23 protein-coding genes are annotated in these 26,458 nt (G+C 72.5%); 12 read left to right on the forward strand and 11 right to left on the reverse strand.

Features of this window, described 5'->3' with window-relative positions:
* Positions 1–2: 2 nt before the first annotated feature.
* Positions 3–2,132: a DNA gyrase/topoisomerase IV subunit B gene (locus tag ACMXGY_RS12470; RefSeq protein WP_483773311.1), complete on the reverse strand. Its 2,130-nt coding sequence runs from the start codon at positions 2,130–2,132 to the stop codon at positions 3–5.
* Positions 2,133–2,287: 155 nt separating this feature from the next.
* Here ACMXGY_RS12470 and ACMXGY_RS12475 point away from each other — a divergent pair, with 155 nt between their 5' ends.
* A complete protein-coding gene (locus ACMXGY_RS12475) occupies positions 2,288–2,512 on the forward strand; it encodes a DUF7455 domain-containing protein (RefSeq protein WP_483773312.1) in 225 nt (74 codons plus the stop codon).
* A 92-nt stretch (positions 2,513–2,604) separates the two neighbouring features.
* Here the strand turns inward: ACMXGY_RS12475 and ACMXGY_RS12480 are convergent, their stop codons facing one another.
* The 3 genes from ACMXGY_RS12480 to ACMXGY_RS12490 form a co-directional block, all read right to left on the reverse strand.
* Positions 2,605–4,158, reverse strand: a complete 1,554-nt coding sequence (locus ACMXGY_RS12480; RefSeq protein WP_483773313.1) for an RNA polymerase sigma factor — start codon at positions 4,156–4,158, stop codon at positions 2,605–2,607.
* A 308-nt stretch (positions 4,159–4,466) separates the two neighbouring features.
* A complete protein-coding gene (locus tag ACMXGY_RS12485) occupies positions 4,467–4,868 on the reverse strand; it encodes a universal stress protein (RefSeq protein ID WP_483773314.1) in 402 nt (133 codons plus the stop codon).
* 101 nt (positions 4,869–4,969) lie between these two features.
* Positions 4,970–6,130 carry a DUF4192 domain-containing protein gene (locus tag ACMXGY_RS12490; protein WP_483773315.1) on the reverse strand — a complete coding sequence of 387 codons (1,161 nt, stop codon included), beginning with the start codon at positions 6,128–6,130 and terminating at the stop codon, positions 4,970–4,972.
* 174 nt (positions 6,131–6,304) lie between these two features.
* Between ACMXGY_RS12490 and ACMXGY_RS12495 the strand changes: the two genes are divergently transcribed.
* Positions 6,305–6,862 carry a hypothetical protein gene (locus tag ACMXGY_RS12495; protein ID WP_483773316.1) on the forward strand — a complete coding sequence of 186 codons (558 nt, stop codon included), beginning with the start codon at positions 6,305–6,307 and terminating at the stop codon, positions 6,860–6,862.
* Between the two features lie 17 nt (positions 6,863–6,879).
* Entirely contained in the window at positions 6,880–8,040 is a 1,161-nt protein-coding gene (locus ACMXGY_RS12500; RefSeq protein ID WP_483773317.1) for a polyprenyl synthetase family protein, read from the forward strand.
* Between the two features lie 7 nt (positions 8,041–8,047).
* Here the strand turns inward: ACMXGY_RS12500 and ACMXGY_RS12505 are convergent, their stop codons facing one another.
* A complete protein-coding gene (locus ACMXGY_RS12505) occupies positions 8,048–8,485 on the reverse strand; it encodes an Rv2175c family DNA-binding protein (RefSeq protein WP_483773318.1) in 438 nt (145 codons plus the stop codon).
* 91 nt (positions 8,486–8,576) lie between these two features.
* Between ACMXGY_RS12505 and pknB the strand changes: the two genes are divergently transcribed.
* A complete protein-coding gene (gene pknB, locus ACMXGY_RS12510) occupies positions 8,577–10,610 on the forward strand; it encodes a Stk1 family PASTA domain-containing Ser/Thr kinase (RefSeq protein ID WP_483773319.1) in 2,034 nt (677 codons plus the stop codon).
* Positions 10,611–10,656: 46 nt separating this feature from the next.
* Here pknB and ACMXGY_RS12515 read toward each other — a convergent pair whose 3' ends face one another.
* The 3 genes from ACMXGY_RS12515 to ACMXGY_RS12525 all read right to left on the reverse strand — a co-directional run bounded on the left by ACMXGY_RS12515 (position 10,657) and on the right by ACMXGY_RS12525 (position 14,160).
* On the reverse strand, positions 10,657–12,006 hold the full coding sequence (locus ACMXGY_RS12515; protein ID WP_483773320.1) for a class II 3-deoxy-7-phosphoheptulonate synthase: 1,350 nt from the start codon (positions 12,004–12,006) through the stop codon (positions 10,657–10,659).
* A gap of 13 nt (positions 12,007–12,019) precedes the next feature.
* Positions 12,020–13,246, reverse strand: a complete 1,227-nt coding sequence (locus tag ACMXGY_RS12520) for a pyrophosphate--fructose-6-phosphate 1-phosphotransferase (RefSeq protein WP_483773321.1) — start codon at positions 13,244–13,246, stop codon at positions 12,020–12,022.
* A 125-nt stretch (positions 13,247–13,371) separates the two neighbouring features.
* Entirely contained in the window at positions 13,372–14,160 is a 789-nt protein-coding gene (locus tag ACMXGY_RS12525) for a lysophospholipid acyltransferase family protein (RefSeq protein ID WP_483773322.1), read from the reverse strand.
* Positions 14,161–14,217: 57 nt separating this feature from the next.
* On the opposite strand from ACMXGY_RS12525, the gene ACMXGY_RS12530 reads away from it, so the two are divergent.
* Positions 14,218–14,817 carry a hypothetical protein gene (locus ACMXGY_RS12530; RefSeq protein ID WP_483773323.1) on the forward strand — a complete coding sequence of 200 codons (600 nt, stop codon included), beginning with the start codon at positions 14,218–14,220 and terminating at the stop codon, positions 14,815–14,817.
* Between the two features lie 49 nt (positions 14,818–14,866).
* Here the strand turns inward: ACMXGY_RS12530 and ACMXGY_RS12535 are convergent, their stop codons facing one another.
* On the reverse strand, positions 14,867–15,814 hold the full coding sequence (locus ACMXGY_RS12535) for an ROK family glucokinase (protein WP_483773324.1): 948 nt from the start codon (positions 15,812–15,814) through the stop codon (positions 14,867–14,869).
* 215 nt (positions 15,815–16,029) lie between these two features.
* Here ACMXGY_RS12535 and ACMXGY_RS12540 point away from each other — a divergent pair, with 215 nt between their 5' ends.
* From ACMXGY_RS12540 to ACMXGY_RS12550, 3 genes are all read left to right on the forward strand, one after another.
* Positions 16,030–17,847: an AMP-dependent synthetase/ligase gene (locus tag ACMXGY_RS12540; protein ID WP_483773325.1), complete on the forward strand. Its 1,818-nt coding sequence runs from the start codon at positions 16,030–16,032 to the stop codon at positions 17,845–17,847.
* Positions 17,848–17,984: 137 nt separating this feature from the next.
* Positions 17,985–19,736 carry a DEDD exonuclease domain-containing protein gene (locus ACMXGY_RS12545; RefSeq protein WP_483773326.1) on the forward strand — a complete coding sequence of 584 codons (1,752 nt, stop codon included), beginning with the start codon at positions 17,985–17,987 and terminating at the stop codon, positions 19,734–19,736.
* 23 nt (positions 19,737–19,759) lie between these two features.
* Positions 19,760–20,041 (forward strand): Lrp/AsnC family transcriptional regulator, encoded by a 282-nt coding sequence (locus ACMXGY_RS12550; protein WP_251151469.1) that lies wholly within the window; start codon positions 19,760–19,762, stop codon positions 20,039–20,041.
* A 38-nt stretch (positions 20,042–20,079) separates the two neighbouring features.
* Here ACMXGY_RS12550 and trpD read toward each other — a convergent pair whose 3' ends face one another.
* A complete protein-coding gene (gene trpD / locus ACMXGY_RS12555) occupies positions 20,080–21,189 on the reverse strand; it encodes an anthranilate phosphoribosyltransferase (RefSeq protein ID WP_483773327.1) in 1,110 nt (369 codons plus the stop codon).
* Positions 21,190–21,226: 37 nt separating this feature from the next.
* Positions 21,227–21,676 (reverse strand): response regulator, encoded by a 450-nt coding sequence (locus ACMXGY_RS12560; protein ID WP_483773328.1) that lies wholly within the window; start codon positions 21,674–21,676, stop codon positions 21,227–21,229.
* 286 nt (positions 21,677–21,962) lie between these two features.
* Here ACMXGY_RS12560 and ctaE point away from each other — a divergent pair, with 286 nt between their 5' ends.
* The 4 genes from ctaE (at position 21,963) to qcrB (ending at position 26,282) form a co-directional block, all read left to right on the forward strand.
* Entirely contained in the window at positions 21,963–22,613 is a 651-nt protein-coding gene (gene ctaE / locus ACMXGY_RS12565; protein ID WP_483773329.1) for an aa3-type cytochrome oxidase subunit III, read from the forward strand.
* Positions 22,614–22,687: 74 nt separating this feature from the next.
* Entirely contained in the window at positions 22,688–23,467 is a 780-nt protein-coding gene (gene qcrC, locus ACMXGY_RS12570; protein WP_483773330.1) for a cytochrome bc1 complex diheme cytochrome c subunit, read from the forward strand.
* Positions 23,464–24,525, forward strand: a complete 1,062-nt coding sequence (qcrA, locus tag ACMXGY_RS12575) for a cytochrome bc1 complex Rieske iron-sulfur subunit (RefSeq protein WP_483773331.1) — start codon at positions 23,464–23,466, stop codon at positions 24,523–24,525. Before qcrC ends, qcrA begins: the two co-directional genes overlap by 4 nt.
* A complete protein-coding gene (gene qcrB, locus ACMXGY_RS12580; protein ID WP_483773332.1) occupies positions 24,522–26,282 on the forward strand; it encodes a cytochrome bc1 complex cytochrome b subunit in 1,761 nt (586 codons plus the stop codon). Before qcrA ends, qcrB begins: the two co-directional genes overlap by 4 nt.
* The last annotated feature ends 176 nt before the right edge of the window (positions 26,283–26,458 follow it).

A 26,458-nucleotide genomic window follows, 5' to 3' on the forward strand; every position in this document is an offset into this window, starting at 1 on the left:
CGTCAGACGTCGATGCGGGCGTGGTCGAGCTCCGAGGCTCCGGCGACGATGAAGTCCTTGCGCGGTGCGACGTCGCTGCCCATGAGGAGCTCGAAGACACGCTCGGCGGCCTCGGCGTGCTCGGCGGTGACGCGGCGCAACGTCCGGTGGCGCGGGTCCATCGTCGTCTCGGCGAGCTGGTCGGCGTCCATCTCCCCGAGGCCCTTGTACCGCTGGATGTCGTCCTTGTAGCGGCGTCCGGCCTTGTCGAGCTTCTTGAGGGTCGCGGCGAGCTCGGCCTCGGAGTACGTGTAGATGTACTCGTTCTTGCGCCGGCCCGAGCCGATCACCTCGATGCGGTGCAGCGGCGGCACGGCGGCGAACACGCGACCCGCCTCGACGAGCGGCTTCATGTACCGGTAGAAGAGCGTGAGCAGCAGGGTGCGGATGTGGGCGCCGTCGACGTCGGCGTCCGTCATGAGCACGATCTTGCCGTAGCGCGCGGCCTCGAGGTCGAACGAGCGACCGGACCCCGCACCGAGCACCTGGATGATCGCCGTGCACTCCGCGTTGCGGAGCATGTCGCTCACGGACGCCTTCTGGACGTTGAGGATCTTGCCGCGGATCGGCAGGAGCGCCTGGAAGTCCGAGCTGCGCGCGAGGCGCGCGGTGCCGAGCGCGCTGTCGCCCTCGACGATGAACAGCTCGCTGCGCTCGACGTCGTCGCTGCGGCAGTCCACCAGCTTGGCGGGCAGGGACGACGTCTCGAGCGCGTTCTTGCGCCGCGAGATCTCCTTCTGCTTGCGTGCCGTGATGCGCGCGCGCATCTCGGCGACGACCTTGTCGAGCAGGATGGCGGCCTGCGTCTTCTCGTCGCGCTTGGTCGACGTGAGGATCGCGTTGAGCTCCTTCTCGACGACGCGCGAGACGATCGCGCGCACCGGCGCCGTCCCGAGGACCTCCTTGGTCTGGCCCTCGAACTGCGGCTCGGCGAGGCGGACGGTCACGACCGCGGTGAGGCCGGCCAGGACGTCGTCCTTCTCGATGCGCTCCGAGGCGTCCTTGGTCGAGACCTTGAGGCGGCGGGCGTTCGTCTCGACCGCCTTGCGCACGACCTTGAGCAGCCCCTGCTCGAACCCGCCGAGGTGGGAGCCGCCCTTGGGCGTCGCGATGATGTTGACGAAGCTGCGGACCTCGGTCTCGTAGCCGCCGCCCCAGCGCAGCGCGACGTCGACCTCGCAGTCGCGCTGGACCGCCTGCGGCGTCATGTGACCGCGGTCGTCGAGCACGGGGACGGTCTCGGTGAACGAGCCGGTCCCGGTGAGGTGCCACGTCGCGGTGACAGGTGCGTCGGGCGCGAGGAAGTCGACGAAGTCGACGGACCCGCCGGTGTGGACGAACGTCTCCTCGTGCGGGCCCTCCTCCCCCGGCGTGCCGGGCAGCCCGCGCTCGTCGCGCACGGTGATCTCGAGCCCGGGGACGAGGAACGTCGTCTGGCGCACGCGCGTGACGAGCTCGTCGTAGGAGAAGACGGCGTTCTTGGGGAAGATCTGGCGGTCCGCCCAGTACCGCACGCGCGTCCCGGTGACCCCGCGCTTCGCGCGGCCCACGATCGCGAGCTCCGACCCGGAGACGAACGGCTCGAAGGGGGCGTCGGGCGTCGGGCCGGTCCGCGGGTCGGAGAAGACGCCGGGCTCGCCGCGGTGGAAGGTCATGCGGTACGTCTTGCCGCCGCGGTCCACCTCGACGTCGAGGCGCGCGGAGAGGGCGTTGACCACGGACGCGCCGACGCCGTGCAGGCCGCCCGAGGCCGTGTACGAGCCGCCGCCGAACTTGCCGCCCGCGTGCAGCTTCGTGAAGACGACCTCGACGCCCGTCAGGCCCGTCTTCGGCTCGATGTCCACGGGGATCCCGCGGCCGTCGTCCTCGACCGTGACCGACGAGTCGGCGTGCAGCACGACCCGGATGTGCGTGCAGTTGCCCGCGAGCGCCTCGTCGACGGAGTTGTCGATGATCTCCCACATGCAGTGCATGAGTCCGCGCGAGTCGGTCGAGCCGATGTACATGCCCGGGCGCTTGCGCACGGCCTCGAGGCCCTCGAGCACCGAGAGGTGGCGAGCGGTGTAGCTGGAGCCGGCGGAGGTGGTCGTCACGGCGCACAGCCTAGACGAGCCCGCCCACACCTCCCGGCTCCCATGCCGCAGCAGCGGCGGACGGCGGCTCGCCGTGCGGGTGCGACCGCTACGCGGGTAGCGAACCGGGGCCCTCCGAGCACCCTGTACCGGCCCGGGGATGATTACATGGACGGGTGACAGCTACGACGACCACCACCCAACCGCTGACCGCGGCCGACCGCTGCGACCGCTGCGGGGCCCAGGCGTACGTCCGCGTGGTCCTGCCGAGCGGCGAGCTGCTGTTCTGCGGCCACCACGCCCGTGCGCACGCCGAGGCCTTCACCGGCGTCGCCACCTCCATCCAGGACGAGACGGACCGTCTGCTCGCCGAGCACGGTGCAGGATCCGCGGTGCGCTGACCTGCCGTCCCCGAACGCACGCGCACACGCACGAAGGCCCGGAGGAGATCCTCCGGGCCTTCGTCGTGCGTGGGCCGCGGGCCCGCGTCCTGTCAGTCCAGGTAGTCGCGCAGCACCTGGGAGCGCGACGGGTGGCGCAGCTTCGACATGGTCTTCGACTCGATCTGGCGGATGCGCTCGCGCGTCACGCCGTAGACCTTGCCGATCTCGTCGAGCGTCTTCGGCTGTCCGTCGGACAGGCCGAATCGCATGGACACGACGCCTGCCTCGCGCTCGCTGAGGGTGTCGAGCACCTGGTGGAGCTGCTCCTGCAGGAGCGTGAAGCTCACGGCGTCGGCCGGGACGATGGCCTCGGAGTCCTCGATGAGGTCACCGAACTCGGAGTCGCCGTCCTCGCCGAGAGGCGTGTGCAGGGAGATGGGCTCGCGGCCGTACTTCTGGACCTCGACGACCTTCTCGGGGGTCATGTCGAGCTCCTTGGCGAGCTCCTCCGGGGTGGGCTCGCGGCCCAGGTCCTGGAGCATCTGGCGCTGCACGCGGGCGAGCTTGTTGATGACCTCGACCATGTGCACCGGGATACGGATCGTGCGCGCCTGGTCCGCCATCGCACGGGTGATCGCCTGCCGGATCCACCACGTCGCGTACGTCGAGAACTTGTAGCCCTTGGTGTAGTCGAACTTCTCGACCGCACGGATCAGACCGAGGTTGCCCTCCTGGATGAGGTCCAGGAACAGCATGCCGCGGCCCGTGTACCGCTTGGCCAGCGACACCACCAGACGCAGGTTCGCCTCGAGCAGGTGGTTCTTCGCGCGCTTGCCGTCGTGCGCGATCCACTGCAGCTCACGCTTGAGCTTGCGGTCGATGTCCTCGCCCTCGGCCGCGAGCTTCTCCTCCGCGAACAGACCGGCCTCGATCCGCTTCGCGAGCTCGACCTCCTGCTCCGCGTTCAGCAGCGCGACCTTGCCGATCTGCTTGAGGTAGTCCTTCACCGGATCCGCGGTCGCGCCCGCGGTGACGACCTGCTGCACCGGGGCGTCGTCCTCGTCCGCGTCCGACACGACGAAGCCGGTCTCCTCGGCCTCCTCGGCCGCTGCGGCGGGGGCACCGCCCTTCGCGACGGCGACGGGTGCGGTCTCCTCGTCGTCGGTGATCTCGATCTCGAGGTCCTCGACGTCGACCTCGGCCTCGTCGTCATCCGCGGCCTTCTTCGCGCGGGCGGCGGTCGCCTTGCCCTTGGGCGCGGCCTTCGTGGTCGTCGTTGCGCGCTTCGCAGGGGTACGCGCCGGCGCGGCCGCCTCGGACGTCTCCGTGCTGTCGTCGGCAGCGGGCTTCGCCGCCGTGGTGCGCTTCACGGGAGCCTTCGTGGCGGGCTTCGGCTGGCTCGCGCGAGCGGTGGTCGTGCTGCGCCCGGAGGCCGCGGCCGCGACCGTCGTCGCGGTCGGGATGTCGACCTCGACGCCAGCCCCCGCGAGCGCGCGGAACACCGCCTTCAGCCGCTTGGCGTCGTTGACCGCCGCCTGCTCGCACGCGGTGCGGAAGCTCTCGGCGTCGACGCGACCGTTCGCGCTGCCACGCCGCAGGAGGTCCTGCAGAGCGGGGTGCTCGAACTCTCGCGGGAGTGCGGGAATCTGGGATGAGGGCGCCACAAACCGACCTTTCGGCAATCATGGGGGGCGGTAGGGCCGCCGGAGCGGGGACACGAACCGTGAAGTGCGGGCTTCTCGTGGACTCTCACGGCGAGTCGTGCGGCTCTGGCGGACACCTATATTGTACCGGCGATCCGTGCACCGGACGTCGCGACACCCGGTGATCCCCCGTCGTCCCACCGTGGGATGACGTCTCACCGCGTCTCTCGGCGCTCGGCACCGGGTCCTGCGTCGTACAACGGACGGCCGCCCAGGAAGATTCCCCCCGGACGGTCCGCCCCTCGTCCGGGCCGCGGTCGCGACGTCGCTCAGGTACCGGCCGGCCGCTCGGGCTTGACGGCGAGCACCGGGCACGGCGCGTCGAGCAGGATCCGCTGGGCGTTCGAACCGAGGATCAGCTTGCCGACCGGGCTGCGGCGTCGCAGACCGATGACGATGAGGTCGGCGGACGCGCGCTCGGCCGCGGTGACGAGGTCCTCGGCGAGGTCGGAGGTGCCGGTCTCGCGACGCAGCGTCGCACCGGTGCCCTCGAGCAGCGCCTCGACGCGGCGGAGGTCGTCCTCGCGGCTCGTGACGTGCTCCGGGGTCGCACCCGGGGTATCGCCCACGACGACCACGAGCTCGGTGCCACGCCGGGCCGCCACGGCAGCGGCGCTGTCCAGCGCCTCGCGGCCCTCGGGGGTGCTCAGGTGCGCGACGACGACGGTCATGTGTCCTCCGGGTACGGCTCGTAGGTGCGGTCGGCTGCAGCGGGCCACCGTGGCCGCACGTCGTGTTGCCGTCGAACCTACCCGAACCCCGGCCGCCCGGCTCACGCGTCCGCGCGGACCCAACCGGGTGGGACGCCAGCGTCGAGCGCGCTCGAGAGCAGCAGCGCGAGGCGGTAGCCGGGGTCCAGGGCGAGTGCGTCGGCGAGCCGCTCGCCGGCTCGTCCGCCGTCGCCCTGCCACCAGGCCAGGAGCGCCAGCAGGGTGAGCGCCGGCGCGGCCCGCCCCCGCGCGGCGTGGGCCACCACGGCCTCGAGGACCACGCGCGCCGGATCCGTCAGCCGCGGGTCGGGCACCACGCCCACGGCGGGGTCCACGATCGCCGCGATCGCGGCACCCGTCCCGGCGTCGACGTCTCCGCCCAGCACGGTCCGGTCGGCGAGGTCTGCGGTCCCGGGGACGAACGAGACGAGCACCGCGTCGCGCACCGGGATGCTGTCCAGGCCCGCCTCGATGCGCCCGATCGTGCTCGCGGGCAGCTCGGGGACGTGCGCGACCTGCCTCCCGGACTCTCGCCGGGCCACCAGGGTGACCGCCTCGCGCCAGGCGGCGAGGCTCTCCAGACGCCACGCGACGTCGTCGGGCTGCGTACCGCCGCGACCCGCGCCGGCCGCGCCCGCCCGCTCCCGCGCACGCCGCGCCGCGCGAGCCGCACGACGGCGCGCTTCGGGACTCGCGCGCGGGATCCTGAGCGCAGCCTCACGCGAGTCGGCGAGCGCGGTGCCCGCGAGAACCATGTGCGCGCCCACCTCGCTCGACTCGAGCTCGCTGAGAGGTCGCCCGTCGGACGGGCAGCAGTCCTCCTCGGCGCAGTCGAGCGCGCCCCAGCCCGACGACGACACGACCCACGTGTCGACGGGCCCGTGCACCGCCTCGACGGCCTCGCGGCAGTGCTCGACGGCGGCGCGCTCGCGAGCGGCGTCCGTACCGGCGGCCGCGGAGCGCAGCGGTGCGTCGGTGTACGCCACGAGGACGACGCGGCGCGCGCCGTCGGCGGCGAGGTGCCCGACGACGGACCGCGCGACCTGCGGCCCGTGCTCCAGGTCTGCCAGGTCGTCGACGTCGACGCGCACCACGAGCCCGATGCGACCGCGCGGGGGCCGGAGCCCGACGAGGACGATGCTGTCCTGCGGACGGTAGCCGAGTCGGTAGGGGACGTAGGCGAGAAGCTCGCGCGGGCCCTGGGCCCGGATCAGTGTCGTCATGCCCTCATCCCAGCCGGACTCGGGCCCGCGCGTGCGGTCGGGGGCGGGAGCCTGTGGACGAGCCAGGATCGCAGGGTCCGGCCGCCGCGGATGTGGTCGGCCGTGGAGCGTCGCGGCCACAGGGGTTCCCGTGGGCTGGTGGCCACGGCGCGCCGGGATGACTACCGTGTGCGCGTGCCCCCACGAACCCGTCGAGCACGCGCGTGCCGCGCGGGCGTCGCCCTCGCCGTCGTCGCGCTGCTGGTCGGGTCGTCGACGGCGTGCACCCCGGACGGGGTGCCTGTCACACCGGCGGCCGACGACGGCGCGACGCAGGACGCCTCGACCGGCCGTGACCGGCCCGCGCCCGGTACACCGCTGCCGGACTACGACGCGGCGTCCGCCGTCGGGGACCTCGCCGAGGGGTTCCCGTCCGGGCTCGTCACGGTTCCGCCCGGTGCGCAGGTCCTCGCGAGCTCGGCCCGCCCGTCGGAGGACGGCACCCTCGTCCTCCTCACGCTCAACCTGCGCTCGGACGAGCCGGTGGACGCCCTGACCGCCTACTACACGGAGTCGCTGGGGGCGGCGGGCTTCGGGGTCTCCCCGACGAGCGTCCCGAGCGCGCTCACGTCCCTCACCACGTTCGTCCGCACGACGGCGCCGGGTGCTCCGACCGAGTCCGTGGCCGTCGGCGTCTTCGACGACGAGACCGAGCGGCTCGTGACGATCAGCGGGCAGGTCGTCGGCGCCTGAGCGCATAGGCTGCCTCTGTGCCGACCCGGTCCCCGCTCTCGCCTCGCCAGTCCCACCCGACGACGGGTGCCGCCGACGGGCCGCGCGCGCTCGTCGACCGCGAGGACGTGCGCGCCGGTGTCGACGACGCGCTCGGCGCGGCGACGGACGCGCTGCGCGACGAGCTCGCCGCCATCCACCCCGACGGCGAACCCCTTGCCGTCGCCACGGAGCAGCTGCTCGCGGGCGGCAAGCGCCTGCGAGCGGCGTTCTGCTACTGGTCGTGGCGCGCGCACGGCGGCGACCCTGCGGGCCTGCACCGTGACGTCGTGCTGCGGGCGGGCGCGGCGCTCGAGCTGTTCCAGGCCGCCGCGCTCTTCCACGACGACGTCATGGACTCCTCGGACACGCGGCGCGGTCGGCCGACGGCGCACCGCGCGTTCGCCGGTCGGCATCGCGAGCTGGGCTGGTCCGGTGACGGCGACCGGTACGGCGAGAACGCGGCGATCCTGCTCGGCGACCTCACCCTCATCGGGAGCCACCGCGAGCTCGGCGAGGCGCTCGACGGCGTCCCCGCGGACGTGGCGACGCGAGCACGTCGCGTCTTCGGCCGCATGCAGACCGAGGTGACCGTCGGCCAGTACCTCGACGTGCACGCCCAGGTGCTTCCGTGGGGCACCGACCCCGTCGCGGACGAGGAGAGGGCCCGCGCCGTGATCCGGTCGAAGTCGGCGCGCTACAGCGTGGAGCACCCGATCGCGCTCGGCGCGGCCCTCGCCGGCGCCGACGACGCGGCGGTCGCGGCCACGAGCGCGTTCGGTCTTCCGGTCGGCGAGGCGTTCCAGCTGCGCGACGACGTGCTCGGCGTCTTCGGCGACACGTCGGTCACCGGAAAGCCCGCGGGCGACGACCTGCGCGAGGGCAAGCGCACGGTCCTCGTGGTCCGCGCCCTGGCCGCCGCCACACCCACGCAGCGCGAGCTGCTGCTCACGCACCTCGGCGACCCGCGCCTCGACGCGGCCACGGTCGAGGAGCTGCGCGAGGTGCTGGTGGCTACCGGGGCGCGCGATGCCGTGGAGGCACTCATCGACGAGCTCACCACGCGCGCGTCGGCGGCGCTCGACGCGGCCGGCCTCGTGGAGCCCGGGTCGTCGATGCTCGCCCTGCTCGCCCGGGCCGCTGTCGAGCGCACCGCCTGAGGGACTCTCAGAAGAGCGACTGGGCGACGCGCCGCACGCGCGCCTTGTGCCCCGCGAGGAGCGCGTCGATCGGTGCCTCGCCGAGCTCGTCCTCCGGACGGAAGAGCCACTCGATGATCTCCGCGTCGTCGAAGCCCGCGTCGGTGAGCACGACGATGGTGCCCTGCAGGCTCGCGAGCACCCCGAGGCGCCCGTTCGCGTCGGGCGTGCCCGCGTTGGCCGGCTCGATGAGGTGGAAGGGGACGAGGAAGCGGGCCGGCACCTGGAACGTCGTGCGCTCGCCGCGCTTCACGCCGACGAGGCGGCGCTCCTGGACGATCCGGCGTACCTTGCCGACGTCGGTGCCGAGCGCCTCCGCGACGTCCGGGAGGGTCAGCCACTCGCCCACGAGGGCGTCGAGCTCGGTGCGGACGGGGGCTGCCGGGGTCACGTCAGGGTCGGTCACCGGACAAGCCTACGGTGTGCCTGCACACGACACCCACGCCGTAGCCGCCGCGCTCACAGGTTCGCGACACGTCGCCGCCTAGACTTTCCCCGTGGCCACCGTGACGACCGATCCCCTCGTAGGCCGCCTGGTCGACGGGCGGTACGAGGTCGTGTCGCGCATCGCCCGGGGCGGCATGGCGACGGTGTACCTGGCCGTCGACCGTCGGCTCGAGCGCGACGTCGCGCTGAAGATCATGCACGCCCACCTCGCCGAGGGCGCGTCGGGCGCGGACTTCGTGTCGCGGTTCCGCCGTGAGGCCCGTGCGGCGGCCCGCCTCACCCACCCCGGGCTCGTCGCGGTGTACGACCAGGGTCTCGACGGCGACACGAGCTACCTGACGATGGAGTACGTCCCGGGGACGAACCTGCGCCGCACGCTGCTCGACGACGCCCCCCTGACGCTCGGCCGCACGCTCGACGTGCTCGCCGAGGTCCTCGACGCCCTCGCCGCCGCGCACCGTGCCGGGCTCGTCCACCGCGACATCAAGCCGGAGAACGTCCTGCTCGACACCGAGGGCAGGCTCAAGGTCACCGACTTCGGGCTCGCACGCGCCGTCAACGAGGTCACCGCGACGACGACCGGCACCATCCTCGGGACCGTCGCCTACCTGTCCCCCGAGCTCATCGCGACCGGCGCGTGCGACGCCCGCACGGACGTGTACGCCGTCGGGATCCTGGCGTACGAGATGCTGCTCGGCAGCGTTCCGCACACGGGCACGACGCCGATCCAGGTCGCGTTCCAGCACGTCAACACCGACGTCCCGCCGCCGTCCGACGTCGCACCGTGGATCCCGCCCGAGGTCGACGACCTGCTGTGCGCGCTCGCCGCGCGCGACCCCGCGGACCGACCGGCCGACGCCGGCGCCGCGCTCGCGCTCGTCCGGTCCGTGCGTGCGGCGCTCGACCCGGCGGACCTCGACCGCCGCGTCGACCGGCCGGTCACCGGCGCCGTCGCCGCAGCCGCGTCGGCCCGTGCCGAGGCCGTCGGCCCGACGTCCGACCCAGGGTCGGCGCCGACGGCCGCTCTCGCCGCACTGAGCCTGCAGGACCGCGAGGCGGCGGGCCTCACGGAACCGCTCGCCGTCGGCCACGTGGTCACCCCGACGACGCTGACCGGCCCCCCGCCGCCGCCCTCGGGGTCCGAGCGGGCGGGGCGTGGCCGCCGCGGCCGCGCCGTCGTGTGGACCCTCGTCGTGCTGCTGGTCCTCGGCGGCCTGGGCGCCGGTGCCGCGTGGTGGTTCTCCTCCGGACCGGGCGCCTACACGTCCGTCCCCGACGGTCTCGTCGGCGCGTCGAGCACCGAGGCCGTCTCGGTCCTCGACGGCGCCGAGCTCGGTCACACGATCGAGGAGCGCTACGACGACAGCGTGGAGGCGGGCGCCGTCGTGGAGACCGACCCGCCGTCGGGCGAACCGGTGCGCAAGGACGGGAGCGTACGGCTCGTCGTGTCGAAGGGCGTGCGGATGCTCACCGTGCCGACCGGCCTCGTCGGGGCGACGCAGGCGGACGCCAGCGCCGCGATCGAGGGCGCCGACCTCACGCTCGGCGAGCCGGTCACGCAGAACGACGACGAGGTGCCGACCGGTCAGGTCATGGCCGTCACCGACGCGGACGGCAACCCGGTCGAGGAGGGCGCGTCCGTCCGCCACGACGTCCCGCTGGTGCTCACCGTGTCCGCGGGACCGGCGCCCGTCGTCGTACCCCAGGTCACGGGCTCCGACAAGGACGCCGCCGTCGCGGCCCTCGAGGAGCAGGGCCTCGTCCCGGCCGTCACCGAGGAGTACTCCGAGACCGTCGCGGCGGGCGTCGTGATCCGCCAGGACCCGGAGCAGGGCACCGACGCGGTCCGCACCGACACGGTGAACGTCGTCGCCTCCCTCGGCCCGCCGCTCGTCGAGGTGCCGGACACCTACGGCACGAACGCCAAGGCGGCCGAGAAGGCCCTCACCGACGCGGGCTTCACGGTCGAGGTCCGGCACCCCCAGGGCATCAGCCCGCTCAACATCGTCTACGCCCAGGACCCCCCGGGTGGCGACGGCCGCACGGCCCCCAAGGGCTCGACGATCGTCATCAACGTCTTCTGACGTCGAAGCACCGCACGACCGGGGCTCTTCCTCGGCGGGGCCGGGATCAGCGGCGCAGCATCTCCGCGACCTGGAACGCCATCTCCAGCGACTGCTGGTGGTTGAGCCGCGGGTCGACGAGCGTCTCGTACCGCAGCGCGAGCCCCGCGTCGTCGATCTCCTCGCTGCCGCCGAGCACCTCGGTGACGTCGTCGCCGGTGAGCTCGACGTGCAGGCCGCCCGGGATGGTCCCCGCGGCGCGGTGCACCTCGAAGAACCCGCGCACCTCGTCGAGCACGTCGTCGAACCGACGCGTCTTGTAGCCGCTGTCCGACGTGATGGTGTTCCCGTGCATGGGGTCCGTGACCCACGTGACGGGCACGCCGGCGCGCGCGACGCCCTCGACGATCGGCGGCAGGGCCGCACGGACGTTCGCGGCGCCCATGCGCGTGATGAACGTCAGGCGCCCGGGGACGTCGTCGGGGTTGAGCCGGCGCGCGAGGGCGAGCGCGTCGTCGGGGGACGTCGTGGGGCCGAGCTTGACGCCGATGGGGTTGGCGACGCGCGACAGGTAGTCGACGTGGGCGCCGTCGAGCTGGCGCGTGCGCTCCCCGATCCACAGGAAGTGGGCCGAGGTGTCGTAGGCGTCGCCCGTGCGCGAGTCGAGACGGGTGAGCGCGCGCTCGTAGTCGAGCACGAGCGCCTCGTGGCTCACGAAGAACTCGACCGTGCGCAGGGCGTCGAAGTCGGCACCGCACGCGTCCATGAACCGGATCGACCGGTCGATCTCCGACGCGGTCTGCTCGTACCGCGCGTACGCGGGGTTGCGCATGAAGCCGCGGTTCCACTCGTGCACCTGGCGCAGGTCGGCGAACCCGCCCGTCGTGAAGGCCCGCACGACGTTCCACGTGGCCGACGAGATCTGGTACGCCTGGACGAGCCGCTCCGGGTCGGGGATGCGGGCCTCGGGCGTGAACGCGTGGCCGTTGATCATGTCGCCGCGGTAGGCGGGCAGCGTCACGCCGTCGCGGGTCTCGGCGTCGGAGCTGCGCGGCTTGGCGTACTGGCCGGCCATGCGGCCCATCTTCACGACGGGCATGCTCGCGCCGTGCGTGAGGATGACGGCCATCTGCAGGATGGTGCGGATCTTGTTGCGGATCCGGTCGGCGTTCGCCTCGGCGAACGTCTCGGCGCAGTCGCCGCCCTGCAGGAGGAACGCCTCGCCCCGCCCGGCCGCGGCCAGGCGGGAGCGCAGCGTGTCGGCCGCGGCGGGCACCACGAGCGGCGCGGAGGCCGCGAGCCGCTCCCGGACGTCGGCGAGCGCCGCGGCGTCCGGCCACGTCGGCTGCTGGAGCGCGACGAGGGAGCGGAAGTGGTCGAGCCCGGCGTCGGTCTCCGGCTCGCTCGTGGTGGTCATCCCGCGCTCCGGGTCAGTGCGCCGAGGGCGCGGCGGCGAGGAGCGGCTGGCCGATGCCCTCGAGGAGCTCGCCGAACCACTGCTGCGTCACGTCGAACGCCTTGCCTCCCGCGATGCGCGGGAACTCGATCGCGCGCAGGCGGTCGCCCTGCTCCTCGTCGTGGCCGATGACGCCGGACTCGCCCCGCAGCGCGCACTCGACCGCGAGGTCGGTCATGGACTTGATGAGGCGCAGGTCCTCGGCGTTCGCGGCAGCGGCGCGCGAGAAGTAGCCGGACTTCTGGACCATGACCTTCTCGGCGCCCAGCTTCTCGGCGAACTGCTTGGCGAACCACTGGCCCGGGTTGACCGTGTCGAGCTTGACGTGGCCGAACGGGTCGCGCTGGACGGTCTCGCCCGCGGCCTCGAGCTGCGCGACGATCTCGTGCATGCCCGCGCCCTCGGACAGGAAGATGTTGACGTTGCCCTGGGTGTCCATGATCGCCTTGAGACGCTCGGCCTCGGCGTCGATGTCGAGCGCGAGCTCGGGCAGGAACACCGCGTGCACGTCCCAGCGCTCGCGCGTCAGGCCGAGGGCCGGTGCCCACTCCTGCGCGTCGAGCCACTTGCGGTACTCGGCCGCCGACGCCGCCGTGAGCCAGCCGCAGTGCCGGCCCATGACCTCGTGCACGATGAGCATGCGCGGGCCGGAGCGGTGCTCGCCGATGACGTTGGCGGCGAAGCCGGCCGCCTCCTCGGCGGCGGTCCACGCGCCGAGCGACTGACGGATCGGGATCACGTCGTTGTCGATCGTCTTGGGCAGGCCCACGACGGTGAGCTCGTAGCCGTTCTCGTGCAGGTAGGCGGCGAGGTCGGCCGCCGTCGTGTTGGTGTCGTCCCCGCCGATGGTGTGCAGGACGTCGACGCCGTCGGTCTTGAGCTGCTCGGCCGCGACCTGCAGCGGGTCCTGGCCCTCCTGGACGAGGCCGCGCTTGACGCAGTCCGCCGCGTTGGTGAGCTTGACGCGCGAGTTGCCGATGGGCGAGCCGCCGAAGCGGTGCAGGATGCCGGCCTGCTTGCGGCCCTCCTCGTCCACGACGATCTTCGTGCCCGTCAGCAGGCCGTGGTAGCCGTACTGGTACGCGATGATCTCGATTTCGGGGTCGAGCTCCGTGTACCGCTCGATGAGGCCTCCGACGGCGGAGGACAGGCACGGGGCGAAGCCGCCCGCGGTGAGGAGGGCGACGCGACGAACCGACATGTGAACTCAGAACCTCTCGTAGGACGGATCCGTGGGCCGGACGGCCTGTGGTCCGGCGGGGTGTGGCGACGGGAACGGGCTCGGGCCCGCGAGGGGCGTCAGCGAGCCGTGCGACCGGCCGTCGCTCAGTCTACTGACGCGACGCCCGGCTCCGGAGGCGGTTCCGGCACCTGGACGTCGGGAGCGGGCCGCCCGCCGGGCGCGCCGCCGGCGGGCACGACGCCCTCGGTGTGCCCGGCGGCGAGGCGGGCCTTGGCCGTCGCGGCGTAGATGTCGACGTACTCCTGGCCCGACAGCCGCATGATCGCGTACATGATCTCGTCGGTGACGGCGCGCAGGATGAAGCGATCGTTCTCCATGCCGCGGTAGCGCGAGAAGTCGAGGGGCTCGCCGATGACGATCCCGATGCGCATGGGCGTCGGGATGACCTTGCCGATCGGCTGGGCGATGTTCGTCCCCACCATCGCCACGGGGACCACGGGCGCGCCGGACTCGAGCGCGAGCCGTGCGACGCCGGTCTTCCCCCGGTACAGGCGACCGTCGGGGCTGCGGGTCCCCTCCGGGTAGATCCCGAAGAGGTCGCCCTCGCGCAGCACGCGCAGCCCGGTGTCCAGCGCGGCCTCGCTCGCCTTCCCGCCCGTGCGGTCGACGGGGATCGTGCCGACGCCGCGCATGAAGCCCGCGGTGAGCCGCCCCTTGACGCCCGTGCCCGTGAAGTAGTCGGACTTGCCGAGGAACTGGACCTTGCGCCCGAGGACGAGAGGCAGGATGAACGAGTCGATCACGGCCAGGTGGTTCCCCGCGAGGATCGCGCCGCCGCTCTCCGGCACGTTCTCCACGCCCCGTGTCCAGGGACGGTAGAGCAGCCGCAGCAGCGGGCCGACCATCACCTGCTTCATGAACCAGTAGAACAACGTTCCTCCTCGCGGGGTCCCGGCGCGGGACGTGCAACCGACTCTAGAGTGAATGCCATGGCCGCACCGAATGCCCAGCCGGACTCTCCCCAGCCCGACGACGTCCCCGACCCCACGCCCGCAGAGGGCGCCGCAGGGCCGGAGCACCCCGCCGGGCCCGGCGAGCAGCCGGCCGACGAGCCTCGCGAGCCCGCGCTCGACGTCGACGCGCAGTGGGCGGGCATCGTGGCCGAGCTCGCCGACCTGACGGACCTCGACGACGAGGACGAGCTGCCGACGTCGGGCGCGGCCGGGGACGCACGGCGAGATCCGCGCGACGTGCTCGGCTCCGTGCCGGTCGCGCCGTGGGTGCGCGGCCCGGGACCGCGCGACTGGCCGACCACGCCCGAGGTCGAGGACCTCGAGGAGGCGGAGAGCCACTTCGTCCCGCCGGACCCGCCGCTCGTGCTCGGCCGAGACCCGCTGCTCACCATGGCGTGGGCGGTCGTCGTGGCCGTCCCCGTCCTGCTGCTGGTGGTGCTCGTCGTCGCGCGCCCGTACCCGGTGGTCGTCGCCCAGGTCGGTGCCGGGGCGTTCCTCGCGGGGCTCGCGGTCCTCCTGTGGCGCATGCCGCACCGCAGGGACGACGACGACTCGGGGCCGGGCGCCGTCGTCTGACAGCGCCCGGCGCACGTCGCGGGACGCGGTGGTGCGAGGCGGGCCGGCGTCAGCGGCGGGCGAGGTCCGCCGCGCCGACGATGCCCGCCTCGTTGCCGTGCTCGGCGAGCTCGATCTTCGCCTCAGGCCGGTGGCCGCGCGCCGAGAGCTGGTCGGCGAACGCACGGCGCACGGGCTGCAGCAGGAGGCCGCCGGCCGCGCCGACGCCGCCGCCGATGACGATGAGCTCGGGGTCGAGCAGCGCCGTCACGGACGCCGCGCCCTCGCCGATCCAGCGGCCGAGGTTCGCGAGGAGCTCGACCGCGAGGTCGTCGCCCTCCTGCGCCGCCTGGGTGATGTGGGGGCCGGTGAGCTTGTCGGCGTCGCCGCCGCAGATCTCCAGCAGGCGCGTCGCCCGGTCGGGCTGGGCGATGAGCGCGTTCTGACCGTCCCGCACGAGAGCCGTCCCCGAGGCGTACTGCTCCCAGCACCCCTCGTGGCCGCACCCGCAGTAGTGCCCGCCGGGCACGACCCGCATGTGGCCGACCTCCGCCGCGACGCCCCACTTGCCACGCACGAGGCCGCGGTCGACGACGATCGCCCCGCCGAGCCCCGTGCCCACCGTGAGCATGAGCATGTCCGTCGCGTCGCGGCCGACGCCGAACTGGAACTCCGCCCAGCCGGCCGCGTTCGCGTCGTTCTCGACGACGATGGGGACGTCCGCGTCGCCGATGAGCTCGCGCACGTTCCGCTCCAGCGGGTACTCGCGCCACGCGATGTTGGGTGCGAAGAGGACCGAGGTGCGGTCGGGGCTCACGAACCCGGCGGCGGCGAGGCCCATGGCACCCACCTGGTGCTGGGCGGTGAGCTCGGCGTACACGTCGGCGATGGCGCGGTCGATGCTCGCGACGTCGTCGGGCTCGGTGTCGCGGCGCGTCTGGGCGAGGATCTCGCCCTTCTCGTCGACGACCCCGGCCGCGATCTTCGTCCCGCCGATGTCCACACCGATGGCGTGCATGTCCCGTCCTCACTCGTTCGGTAGCGCTGGCTGAAGGTCGGCTGCGGGTGCTGCCGACCTCGCGGACGCCGCTCGACCACCGGAACTCCGCGCCCGCGCGAAACGTTGCGCAAGCAGCGCACAGCAGCTGAAGCCTACCGACTCCGGGACGTCCGCGGCACGCGCCGTCACTGGGTAGGGTTCTCCCACCGTCGACTACTGCCACTGGAGCCAGCATGGACGAGATCAGCGCCCCACGGATCGTCGAAGTCGATCCGTCGAAGAACCTCAACGACCTCCTCGCGAGCCGTGTCGCCGCCGACCCGTCGGCACCGATGGTCGAGCGCCGGACCGGGCCGGGAGGGGCATGGGAGGGGCTCAGCGCGCAGGCGTTCGAGGCCGAGGTGGTCGCGGTCGCGAAGGGTCTCGTCGCGCGCGGCGTCCAGCCCGGGGACCACGTGGGCATCATGTCGCGCACCCGCTACGAGTGGACGCTCCTCGACTGGGCCACGTGGGCCGCGGGGGCGGTGCCCGTCCCGCTCTACGAGACCTCGAGCGCCGAGCAGGTGCAGTGGATCCTCTCCGACTCCGACGTGCGGCTGCTCGTCGTCGAGGCCGAGTCCCACGCGGCGACCGTCGCCGAGGTGCGCGACCAGGCGCCCTCGCTCCGCGACGTGCTCGTGATCGACTCCGGTGCGATCGCGACGCTCACGGCCGACGGCGCGGACGTCGACGACGCGGAGATCGTGCGCCGTCGCGGGCTGGCGAACCTCGAGGACGTCGCGACGATCATCTACACGTCCGGCACGACGGGCCGCCCGAAGGGCGCCGAGCTGACGCACGAGAACTTCTACTCCCTCACGGTCAACGCCGTGAAGGCCGTGCCCGAGGTCTTCGGCGAGCCGGGCGGGCGAACGCTGCTCTTCATGCCGCTCGCGCACGTGTTCGCGCGCTTCATCGGCGTCCTCGTCGTCGCGGGCGGGACCGTCCTCGGCCACACGCCCGACACCAAGACGCTCCTCGAGGATCTGGGCACGTTCAAGCCCACCTACATCCTGTCCGTCCCGCGCGTGTTCGAGAAGGTCTACAACTCGTCCGAGCAGAAGGCGGCCGCGGGCGGCAAGCTGAAGATCTTCCACTGGGCGGCCGCCACGGCGATCGCCTACTCGCGAGCGCTCGACGACGCGTCCGGTCCCGGCATCGGGCTGCGCCTGCAGCACAAGGTCGCCGACGCGCTCGTCTTCAAGAAGCTGCGCCACGCGCTCGGTGGCCGCGCCAAGTACGCCGTGTCCGGGGGCGCCCCGCTGGGCGAGCGCCTGGGCCACTTCTACCGTGGCATCGGCGTCCGCATCCTCGAGGGCTACGGGCTCACGGAGACGACGGCGCCCACCTCGGTCAACCGACCGACGAACACCCGCATCGGCACGGTCGGCACGCAGCTGCCCGGCTGTGCGGCCCGCATCGCCGAGGACGGCGAGATCCTGCTCAAGGGTCACCACGTGTTCCGCGGCTACCACGGCAACGAGCAGGCGACGGCCGACGCGTTCGTCGACGGCTGGTTCCGCACGGGCGACCTCGGGTCGCTCGACGACGACGGCTTCCTGCGGATCACCGGCCGCAAGAAGGAGATCATCGTCACCGCGGGCGGCAAGAACGTCGCGCCCGCCGTGCTCGAGGACCGCATCCGCGCGCACGCGCTCGTGAGCCAGTGCGTCGTGGTCGGCGACCAGAAGCCGTTCATCGGCGCGCTCGTCACGCTCGACGCGGAGGGTCTGCCCGGCTGGGCGAGCATGCACGGCAAGGGCGAGCTGACGATCGAGGAGGCGGCGACGGACCCCGACGTCCTCGCGGCGCTAGACGCCGCGGTGACGCGCGCCAACCAGGCCGTCTCGCGCGCGGAGTCGATCCGCAAGTTCAGCGTGCTGACCACCGACTTCACCGTCGAGAACGGGTATCTCACCCCCTCGCTCAAGGTGAAGCGCTCTGAGGTGCTCAAGGACTTCGCCGGGGACGTCGACGCGCTCTACGCGGACGGCGCGGCCCCGGTGCGCTGACGCCCGCGCGGGGAGGTCTCGCCGACACCGGCGCATCCCCGTCACGACGGCCCGCCCGATGGACGACCACCGGGCGGGCCGTCGGGCGTCCCGGACCGGGCCGCTGCGTGTGGGTGGGCGCGGATAGCGTCCCCGCCATGCCGAACGGTCCCGTCCTCGCCCCGTATCCCTCGGGACGCGACGCGACGCCCGCGGGGACGCCGGTCCAGCCCACGCTCGACGACGTGGGCACGCCCCTGAGCGAGGTGACGTTCGTCGTCGTCGACCTCGAGACCACGGGCGGGTCGCCCGCCGGGGCCGGCATCACGGAGATCGGCGCGGTCAAGGTGCGTGGCGGCGAGGTCCTCGGCGAGCTCCAGACCCTCGTCGACCCGGGTGTCCCCGTCCCCGCCTTCGTCGCCCGCCTCACGGGCATCACGTCCGCGATGGTCGCGACGGCGCCGCCCATCGAGGCGGTCCTGCCCAGCTTCCTCGAGTTCGCGCGCGGCGCCGTGCTCGTCGCGCACAACGCGCCGTTCGACGTGTCGTTCCTCAAGGCGGCGTGCCGGGCGGCCGGGTACGAGTGGCCGGGCAACCAGGTGCTCGACACGGTGACGCTCGCGCGCCGCGTCGTCACGCGCGACGAGGCGCCGAACCACAAGCTTGCGACCCTCGCGGCGCTCTTCCGCGCGACGGTCACGCCCGAGCACCGCGCGCTCGCCGACGCACGCGCCACGGTGGACGTGCTCCACGCGTTGCTCGCCCGGCTCGGACCGCTCGGTGTGACGCACCTCGAGGACCTCGCCGGGGCGACCGACCCCGTGCCGCAGGACGTGCGGCGCAAGCGGCACCTCGCGGACGGCCTGCCGGACGCGCCGGGCGTCTACCTGTTCCGGGGGCCGGGCGACGAGGTCCTGTACGTCGGCACGTCGACCTCGATCCGCCGGCGGGTGAAGTCGTACTTCACCCGCTCGGAGAAGCGCGGGCGGATCACGGAGATGGTCCGCATCGCGCACGCGGTCACCCCCGTCGTGTGCGCGACGCCGCTCGAGGCGCAGGTGCGCGAGCTGCGGCTCATCGCCGAGCACTCCCCGCGGTACAACCGGCGCTCTCGCCACCCCGAGCGCATGACGTGGATCCGGCTCACGGACGAGGCGTACCCGCGGCTGTCCATCGTCCGGGACGTCCGGGAGCGGGCGGCGCACATCGGCCCGTTCTCGTCCAAGCAGCAGGCGCAGGCGGCCGTCGACGCGCTGCACGACGCGTTCCTGCTGCGGCAGTGCACGCGCAGGCTCCCCGTCGTGGCGTCACCGGGTTCGGTGGCCTGCGTCCTCGCGGAGATGGGCCGGTGCTCGGCGCCCTGCACGGCGCCTGCTCGCGACACCGGCTACGCCGCGGTCGCCGACGCGGTGCGCGGCGCGTTCGAGGGCGACCCGTCACCGGTCGTCGCCGAGCTCGGGCGGCGGATCGCCGCGCTCGCGCGCGAGGAGCGGTTCGAGCAGGCGGGCGAGCTCACGCACCGGCTGCGCGCGTTCCTCGCGGGCGCAGCGAGGGCCCAGCGTCTCGCACCCCTCACCGCGTGCCCCGAGCTCGTCGCTGCGCGGGCGACGGACGACGGAGGGTGGGAGGTCGTCGTCGTCCGCCACGCTCGTCTCGCGGCGACCGGGGTGAGCCCGGCCGGGGAGGACCCGTGGCCGCTCGTGCACGCGCTCGTCGCGACGGCGGAGACCGTCGCCGCTCCCGTCCCGCCCGCGCCCGCCTGTCACCCGCACGAGGCCGAGATCGTGCTCGCGTGGCTCGAGCAGCCGGGCGTGCGGATCGTCGACGTCACCGGCGCGTGGACGTGCCCGGTCCGCTCGGCGCGGTCGCACGTCGACCTCGCCGCTGCCGTGCGTAGAGTGGTCGCCTGACGACGACCCGTCCCGGAGGAACCATGCTCACCGCCATCGTCCTGATCGACACCGACCCCGCCCGCATCCCCGAGGTCGCGTCCGAGGTCGCGGACCTCAAGGGCGTCAGCGAGGTCTACTCGGTCACGGGCAAGGCGGACCTCGTCGCGATGGTCCGGGTGCAGGAGCACGACCAGCTCGCCGACGTCATCGCCGACCGCATCAGCAAGGTCGCCGGCGTGGTGCGCACCGAGACGTTCATCGCGTTCCGCGCCTACTCGAACGTCGACCTCGAGCAGGCGTTCGCGCTCGGTCTCGACGACTGAGGACCGGCGACCGGCCGTGACCCGGTCCGGTCCCCGCGTCAGTCGTCGGCAGCCGCCGACGCCCAGCGCGCGAGAGCGTCGCGCGCGGCACCGGAGTCGACGCTCTCCGCGGCCAGCGCGTAGCCCGCGCGCAGGCGCTCGACGAGGGTGCCCTCGCGGGTCCCCGCAAGGGTGCCGTCGGCGACGAGCCCCGCGGCGGCGTTGAGCAGGACCGTCTCGCGCACCGGGCCCGTCTCGCCGGCGAGGAACCTGCGGGCGACCTCCGCGTTGAACGCGGCGTCGCCACCGCGCAGTTCGGCGACCGTGACGGGCGAGAGCCCGAGGTCCGCGACCGGGTCGAGGCGGTGCTCGGTCACGGAGCCGTCGCGCACCTCCCAGACGGTCGCTCCCCCGGTCGCCGCGAGCTCGTCGAGCCCGTCGTCGCCGCGGAAGACGAGGGCCGACGTCCCGCGCCCCGCGAGCACGCCGGCGATGAGCGGCGCGATGCGGGCGTCCGCCACGCCGATCGCCGCGGCGCGCGGCTGCGCCGGGTTGGTCAACGGCCCGAGGACGTTGAACGCCGTCGGGATGCCGAGCTCCTTGCGTGCGACGCCGGCGTGCCGCATGGACGGGTGGAAGACCTGGGCGAAGCAGAAGGTGATCCCGGCCTCGAGCGCGATGCGGGCGACGCGCTGCGGCCCATGGTCGAGCCGGATGCCGAGCTCCTCGAGCACGTCGGCCGCGCCCGACGACGACGTCGCCGCCCGGTTCCCGTGCTTGACCACCCGGACGCCGGCGCCGGCGATGACGAGGGACGCCATGGTCGAGATGTTCACCGTGTGCGCGCGGTCGCCGCCCGTCCCGACGATGTCGACCGCGGGGCCGTCGACGGTGAACCGGCTCGCGTGCGCGAGCATCGCGTCGGCGAGCCCCGTGAGCTCGGCGACCGTCTCCCCCTTCGCCCGCAGAGCGACGAGGAAGCCCGCGAGCCGCACGGGCGAGACCTCGCCCGACATGACCTGGTCCATGGCCCAGGCGGTGCTCTCGGCGTCGAGGTCGTTGCCCGCGACCAGCTCGGTGAGCAGACCGGGCCACGAGAGTCCCGCACCCGTCGAGCCGACCGGGGTCGGCGTGCTGGGAGAGTCGGGATGGTGGGACGTCGTGGTCACGGAACGCTGCCCTTCGGCTGGTCTGGTCGTGCTCGGCTCACTGCGTGCCGGCGGCACCCAGCAGGTCGGCGACGGTGCGCTGGAGCACGACCGCGTCGAACGGTCGGGGCACCGCGTCGTCGGCGAGCGACCACGATGCTAGCCAACCGTCCTGCGGCCTGCCGGTGAGGACCAGGACCGGCGGGCAGCGGTAGATCTCGTTCTTCAGCTGACGGCACAGGCCCATCCCGCCGGCCTTGTCCGCCTCGCCGTCGAGCACGAGCAGGTCCCACGAGCCGGCGTCGGCCGCGGACACGACCGCGGCGGGGGTCGCGACCTCCAGCCACTCGATGTCCGGACGGCCCGCCCCCAGGCGACGCCCGACGGCGAGCCGCACCTGCTCGCGCACGGTCACGTCGTCGCTGTACAGCAGGATGCGCGGCGCGCGCCCGGTCGCCACGTCGTCGTGCTCGTGGCCCTCGTGCGTCGTCGTCACGGTCGTCGTCATCGTCGTCACCGTCGCCTTCGTCGTTCTGCCGGTCGGTGGAGCGCGCACGCGCGTCTCCCGCTGGCATCTTGGCACGTCCGCGCTCGTTCCATCACCCCTCGGGCGCCCGGGCGACCGATCGATGACGAAGGGCCCGGCAGGGGCCGATCCGAGCGCCGGTTTCATGGCACTTGACCGGCATCCGTCACCAAGTGCAGGTCTGCGTGGGAAGATCTGGAGACATTGTGAGATTCACCGCCCACGGCCGGCCGGTTGCGTGCCGCGGACGCGCCCGACGTCGGCCATAATGGCTGTTGTGTCGACCGCAACGGCTGCCCCCCACGCCCATCAGCACGTGAGCGTCAACCGACCGAACCCCGTCTCGGTCGGGACGATCGTGTGGCTGGCCAGCGAGCTCATGTTCTTCGCCGGCCTGTTCGCCATGTACTTCACGGTCCGCGCCGTGATGCCCGCCGACGAGTGGGCGTTGCAGGCGGACAAGCTCAACCTGACCTTCGCGGCGATCAACACGACCGTCCTGGTGCTGTCGTCGGTGACGTGCCAGATGGGCGTGTGGGCCGCCGAGCGCTTCCAGCCCGTGCGCACCGGCTCGATCTTCCAGGTGAACCGCTGGGGGATGAACGAGTGGATGACGCTGACGTTCCTCATGGGCGCCTTCTTCATCGGTGGACAGATCTTCGAGTACGCCGAGCTCGTCGAGCACGGCGTCTCGATCTCGTCGACGCCCTACGGCTCGGTCTTCTACATCACGACCGGCTTCCACGGCCTGCACGTGGTCGGCGGCCTGATCGCCTTCCTGTTCCTTCTCGGCCGCTCGTTCTCGGCCAAGAACTTCGGGCACCACGAGGCCACGACGGCCATCGTGACGTCCTACTACTGGCACTTCGTCGACGTCGTGTGGATCGCGCTGTTCTTCGTGATCTACATCTTGCGCTGACGTCCTCGACGGGGCCCGCCCCGTCCGCCCATCCCGCCCCCCTGCTCCCCCATCCGCGAGACGAGGATCATTTCGTGAAGGCACTCGCCGCCCGCAGACACCACCGCCTCGCGCCGGTCGTGCTGCTGCTGCTGGCGCTGCTGGTCACCGGTGGCGTCTACGCCGCCTTTGCACCGACTCCGGCCAACGCCGAGACCGCCAGCACCGAGGACATCGAGACCGGCCAGAAGCTGTTCCAGGCCAACTGCGCCACGTGCCACGGCCCCAACGCCGAGGGCACGGACTCCGCGCCGTCGCTCGTCGGCGTCGGCGCCGCGTCGGTCGACTTCCAGGTGTCCACCGGCCGCATGCCGATGCAGATGGACGGTCCGCAGGCCCTCCAGAAGCCGCGCCAGTTCGACGAGGAGCAGACGGCGCAGCTCGCCGCCTACGTGGCCTCGCTCGGCACCGGCCCCGCGATCCCGACCGACGAGCAGGTGGACGCGTCGCTCGGCGACATCGCCAACGGTGCCGCGATCTTCCGGACCAACTGCGCGATGTGCCACAACGCGGTCGGCGCCGGAGGCGCCCTCTCCGAGGGCAAGTTCGCCCCGCCGCTGTGGGACACCTCGGAGCGCAACATCTACCAGGCGATGCTCACCGGCCCGCAGTCGATGCCCGTCTTCAACGACGCGACCGTCACCCCCGAGGAGAAGCGGGACGTCATCGCGTTCCTCGTCGACCAGCGCGAGGGCTCGGCCGGTGGCCTGACGCTCGGCTCGCTGGGCCCGGTCAGCGAGGGCCTGTGGGCCTGGATCGTCGGTATGGGCCTCCTCGTCGGGGCCGCAGTGTGGATCGGAGCGAAGTCCTCGTGAGCGACTACCAGAACCCCCGTTCGCCCGAGTCCTCGCACCGCGAGGTCGGGCACCGCGAGGAGCACGGGACGCTCGACACGTTCCCGGACCCCGGCCTGCCGGAGCACAAGTCCCGCATGGCCGACCGCGACCCGAAGGCTGCGAAGCGCGCCGAGCGCCAGGTCGCGACGCTCTTCGGCATCTCGGTCATCGGCACCATCGCCGCGCTCGTCGTGTACTTCGTCATCCCGCCGGACGGGACGACCGCGGGAGTGCGCCTGTCGACGCTGTCGCTCGGCGTCGCCACAGCCTTCGCGCTCCTGGGCATCGGCCTCGGTGCCGTGCACTGGGCCAAGGTCCTCATGTCGGACCACGAGAAGGTCGACGAGCGCCACCCGATCGCGAGCGACGCCGAGACGCGCGCCGGTGCGGTCGCCGAGCTCGAGGCGGGCGTCAAGGATTCCGGCATCGCCCGCCGCGGCGTGCTCAAGGGCGCCGTCATCTCGGCGCTCGCGCTGTTCCCGCTCACCATCGCGGTCCCGCTCGTCTCGAGCGTCGGCGGCGACTGGAACGTCTCCAAGTTCAAGCACACGATGTGGAAGCCGGGTACGCGCCTGGCGATCGACCCGTCCGGGCGGCCCATCAAGGCGGCCGACGTGACCATCGGCTCCGTGGTGCACATCATCCCGGAGGCCTCTCAGGAGGAGATGCAGTCGCACGAGTGGATCACGGAGAAGGCCAAGGCGGTCGTCCTCCTGGTCCGGCTCGACCCGCGCGACATCAAGTCCGACCAGTCCCCCGAGGGCGAGACGTGGTCGTACGACGGGATCGTCGCGTTCTCCAAGATCTGCACGCACGTGGGCTGCCCGGTTGCACTGTACGAGCAGCAGACGCACCACCTGCTCTGCCCGTGCCACCAGTCGACGTTCGACGTGGCCGACAGCGCCAAGGTGGTCTTCGGCCCCGCGAAGCGGCCCCTGCCGCAGCTGCCGATCTCCGTTGATGACGAGGGCTACCTGGTCGCGCAGAGCGACTTCCACGAGCCCATCGGCCCGAGCTTCTGGGAGCGTCTGAAGTGACCACCAGCAGCGGCACCGCCGCACCGAAGTCAGCCGCACCGAAGGCTGCTGCGCCGACGACACCCGCCGGCAAGGCCGCCGACTACCTGGACCAGCGCACGAGCATCGGCTCCGCCGTCAAGGAGTTCGCGCGCAAGGTCTTCCCCGACCACTGGTCGTTCCTCCTGGGCGAGATCGCCCTCTACTCGTTCATCGTGCTCATCATCACGGGAATCTTCCTGACGATGTTCTTCGTGCCGAGCATGTCGCTCGTCACGTACCACGGTGAGCCGGCATCGATGGACGGCGTGCTCATGTCCGACGCCTTCGCGTCGACGCTGCACATGTCGTTCGAGGTGCGTGGCGGTCTGCTCATGCGGCAGATCCACCACTGGGCGGCGCTGATCTTCCTCGCCGCGATCGTCACGCACATGATGCGCGTGTTCTTCACCGGGGCGTTCCGCAAGCCGCGCGAGGTCAACTGGCTCGTCGGCATGCTGCTCATGATCATGGGCCTCGCGGCCGGGTTCTCGGGCTACTCCCTGCCCGACGACGTGCTGTCCGGCAACGGCCTGCGCATCACCGACGGCGTCGTGAAGTCGATCCCGCTCATCGGCTCCTACATGTCGTACTTCATCTTCGGTGGCGAGTTCCCGGGCGAGCACATCATCCCGAGGCTCTTCACGGTGCACATCCTCCTCGTGCCCGGGCTGATCCTCGCGCTCGTCGCCCTGCACCTCTTCTTCGTCGTGCTGCACAAGCACACCCAGTACCCGGGCGGCGGCCGCACCGACAAGAACGTCGTCGGGTTCCCGCTCTTCCCCGTGTACGTGGCCAAGGCCGGCGGCTTCTTCTTCGTCGTCTTCGGCATCCTCGCCCTCATGGGCGGCACGATGGCCATCAACAACGTCTGGAACTACGGGCCGTTCGACCCGTCGCCGGTCTCGGCAGGCGCCCAACCGGACTGGTACATGCTGTTCCTCGAGGGCTCGCTACGACTCATGCCCGGAGGGGCCGAGTTCGTCACCTGGGGCGACTTCACGGTGCCGCTCAACGTGCTCATCCCCGCCGTGGTGGTTCCGGGCCTGCTCTTCACGTTCCTGTTCGTCTACCCGTTCCTCGAGGCGGCCGTCACGAAGGACAAGCGCGAGCACCACGTGCTCGACCGTCCGCGCAACGTCCCGGTCCGCACCGGTCTGGGCGTCGCGTTCCTCACGGCGTTCATCATCCTCGCGCTGGCCGGGTCGAACGACCTCATCGCGACGCACTTCCACATGTCGATCAACACGATCACGTGGGTGTTCCGCGTGCTGTTCTTCGTCGGTCCGTGGTTCGCGTTCTGGATCACCAAGCGCATCTGCCTCGGGCTGCAGCGCAAGGACCGCGAGCTCGTGCTCCACGGGCACGAGACGGGACGCATCGTGCGCTTCGCGCACGGCGAGTACATCGAGGTCCACCGCCCGCTCGAAGAGCAGGAGCGCTGGCTGCGGGTCAACTACCAGGCCCACGCGCCGCTCGAGATCGAGCCCGCCACGGACTCGCGCGGCGTGCGCCGCAAGGGCTACAAGCAGGACAAGCGGTTGCAGCGTCTCTCCCGCTTCTTCTACGAGGACCGCGTCGAGCCCGTCTCGCCCGCCGAGCTCTCGGCCGCGCACTCGCACGGAGAGCACGACGCTCTCGAGAGCGAGAGCCACGCTCAGATCGAGGCCGGCGCAGCCGTCGGCGGTGGACGCGACCTCGTCGAGCCGGAGAAGGGCGCCGACGAGCGCCGACCCTGAGGTTCCTGCACAGTAGGACGATGACCCGCGACCAGTCCCCTCACCGAGGTGGACCGGCGCGGGTCATCGGCGTCTGAGCACGTTGTCGCGCGCGAACAGGCACGCCTGATCCTGTGCCGTGGGCTGTGACGTCCGACGCCGTCAGTCCACTGCCCGAGGGCCGTCGGGGATCTCCG

Source organism: Cellulosimicrobium sp. G4 BAM 1002 (assembly GCF_057126935.1).